Raw genomic sequence first — 2,917 nt, forward strand, 5'->3', positions numbered from 1 at the left:
AGAATCATCGCAAAAAAAACTGTCATGGACGGTGAGGGGGAGTTTTGTGTCTTAACTCAATAAGATTTTCACGGTAAAAGGCATGGATTCCTGCTTTCCCCTGTTCAAGGCAGTCGCCGGGCCGTTAAGTGAGATTTGCTTCCTACGGTCGCAGGCGTGGTTCATACATTTTTATATGCATAATTTGTAATGTGACATTGTCAAGTTCTTTACCGTTGAATAAATCCATTGCTTTTGGGATTGGAAGACTGGTAAAATACAGTTGTTTTTCCGGATTAAACGCAATACGGCATAAAGAGGGAGATTCGACATGACAGACCCCGAGCACCGGGAGGAGATAACAAGGGACCGCGAGGCCGCTACGACACCGCCCCTGCCGGCGGAGTCTGCAGATAGCCCTCAGCCGCCTGGACAAGATTTGCGCAGGACGCTGTATAAGATACTGATCTCTGCCGTGATTGCGGGGACAATTATATTTTTCGCCCTAATGTATCTCAAGTCCGTAGCGTCCACATACGACACACCAAGGTCAATTCCTGCCTCCGGCAACAGCAGTGAAAAAGAACCGGAAAGACATCGCTGAGGCAGAGACAGATATCTCCTGTATTCTTAAATAATGCGCATGTGGAACGAAATAGCCCGGGACTTCAGGGCGATATTCAGGCGTGACCCGGCAGTGCGTGGCAACGTGGATGCCCTGGTGAACTATCCCGGGTTCCATGCCGTGGTATGCCATAGGTTTTTGCACCGTCTATGGCAGCGAGGGGTGCCGGTACTGCCACGAATGCTGTCAACGCTTGTAAGACTGTTCACCGGCGTGGAGATACATCCCGGGGCGCGCATCGCACCGGGGTTGTTTATAGACCATGGCAGCGGTGTTGTTATCGGGGAGACGTCGGAGATCGGCTGTGAGTGTCTGCTGTACCAGGGCGTTACGCTGGGGGGAACCGGCAAGGATAAGGGCAAAAGACATCCCACGCTTGGCAACTATGTTGTCATTGGAGCGGGGGCGAAGGTCCTTGGCCCTATTGACATAGGCGATTATGTTACAATTGGAGCCAACGCCGTTGTCCTGCACTCCGTGGCCGATCACTGTATTGTCGTTGGAGTACCGGGCCGGGTCGTCAAACGCAAGGTCTTGCGGGTTGGTGAACATGCCACGGCAGAGGAATGGCAACGTGGTATGCCAGACCCCGTAGAGAAGAGAATCAAGGAGCTTGAAACCTACATTGCCAAGCTCGAAGATAAGATAGAAAGGATACACGGAAAAAAGAACATGAAGGTCTACAATACACTTACCTCCGAAAAGGAGGAGTTTACACCCCTACGGGAGGGGTCTGTGGGGATGTACGTCTGTGGCGTCACCGTCTATGACCTCTGCCACGTTGGACACGCACGCAGCGCAATTGTCTTTGACGTCATCAGGCGCTACCTGGTATACAAGGGCTACAACGTACGCTTTGTCAAGAACTTCACCGACGTCGATGACAAGATAATCAAGCGTGCCAATGAGGAGGGCATCTCCTGCAACGAACTGGCACACAAGTACATCGCCGCCTACTACGACGACATGGACGCCATTGGGGTTGCCCGGGCAGACGTCGAGCCGCTGGCCACGCAACACATACAGCAGATGACGGAGATAATCCAGGGGCTGATAGACAACGCTCACGCCTACGTCCTGGACGGCGACGTTTATTTTGCCGTTGACACCTTTGAACAGTATGGCAAGCTCTCCAAGCGCGACCTTGGGGGGATGGAGGCCGGTGCGAGGGTGGCCGTTGACAGCAGGAAGCGTAATCCGCTGGACTTCGTGCTCTGGAAGGGGTCCAAGGCAGGAGAACCGGCCTGGGAGAGTCCCTGGGGGGCCGGGCGTCCCGGATGGCACATAGAGTGCAGCGCAATGTCCCGAAAATACCTCGGCGACACCTTTGACATCCACGGCGGAGGGGCAGACCTCATCTTCCCGCATCACGAAAACGAGCTGTCGCAGTCGGAGGCATACACCAAAAAGCCGTTTGTCAAGTACTGGTTGCACAATGGCTTTATCAACCTGGACAAGGAAAAGATGTCCAAGTCCCTTGGCAATTTCTTTACGATCAAGGACATCCTGCGGGACTTTGACCCGGAGGCCCTGCGGCTGTTCATACTGGGGACGCACTATCGCAGCCCTATAGATTTTTCGCAGGAGCAGTTGAGGGATGCCGAGACCTCGATAGACCGCTACTACAGCACCGTTATCCGGGTTGAGACCTTCCTCAGGGACAAGAGGGGCAAGGAGGTTAAACCGGCACAGGATGAAAGTTTCAGGAGCGTTGTGGACGCCTTCAGAGAACGCTTTGTTGAGGCGATGGACGACGACTTTAACACGGCCCTGGCTGTGGGGCACATATTTGAGTTCCTGCGGCAGTTGAACAAGTATCTCGACGTCAGACCCTATGGCGAGGAGACCACACGGTTGATTACCTCGGCAATGGCGGCGTTATCGGAGGTCTGCGGTGTGTTAAACATATTCGGGCGTACCCCGCAACAGTGGTACCAGTCCCTGATTATCAGGCGCCGCCTCAGCATAGACGAGGCTGAGGTCAACGCCATGATAGATACCCGCAATCAAGCACGTTCCCTGAAGGACTGGAAGAAGGCAGACGAAATCCGCAGAGCACTCCAAGCAAAAGGCATTATCCTCGAAGACAGGGTAGACGCTACCGTATGGAAGGTCAAGGTGTAAGGAGGAATAAGAAAAGAGTAGGAAAAGGGAAAAGAAAGAAAGGGGCGGAGCCAAGTATCCTCTTTAAAAAACAGGGTAACTTTTATTTCACGGTTAAACCTTCATGAATAGGAGCACTATTCGCCCCCGCCCATGAAAATTGCGAGAGCCTTATGCATTGTGCCCTGGTTCTACTGCTCTTGACAGTTT

Annotated in this window: 2 protein-coding genes and 1 pseudogene; all 3 read left to right on the forward strand. The window is 53.1% G+C overall.

The genetic code is table 11. The features are described from left to right. Positions 1 to 310: 310 nt before the first annotated feature. The 3 genes and pseudogenes from HWQ67_RS15490 to cysS all read left to right on the forward strand — a co-directional run bounded on the left by HWQ67_RS15490 (position 311) and on the right by cysS (position 2,728). Complete coding sequence (locus HWQ67_RS15490; protein ID WP_218253589.1) at positions 311 to 583, forward strand: hypothetical protein; 273 nt, start codon at positions 311 to 313, stop codon at positions 581 to 583. Between the two features lie 39 nt (positions 584 to 622). Then, a pseudogene (gene cysE / locus HWQ67_RS15495) lies at positions 623 to 1,123 on the forward strand (serine O-acetyltransferase); the annotation flags it as partial. A 153-nt stretch (positions 1,124 to 1,276) separates the two neighbouring features. Further along, positions 1,277 to 2,728 carry a cysteine--tRNA ligase gene (cysS, locus tag HWQ67_RS15500; RefSeq protein ID WP_218253590.1) on the forward strand — a complete coding sequence of 484 codons (1,452 nt, stop codon included), beginning with the start codon at positions 1,277 to 1,279 and terminating at the stop codon, positions 2,726 to 2,728. The last annotated feature ends 189 nt before the right edge of the window (positions 2,729 to 2,917 follow it).

Source organism: Candidatus Magnetobacterium casense (genome assembly GCF_019173545.1).
Taxonomy (GTDB): domain Bacteria; phylum Nitrospirota; class Thermodesulfovibrionia; order Thermodesulfovibrionales; family Magnetobacteriaceae; genus Magnetobacterium; species Magnetobacterium cryptolimnobacter.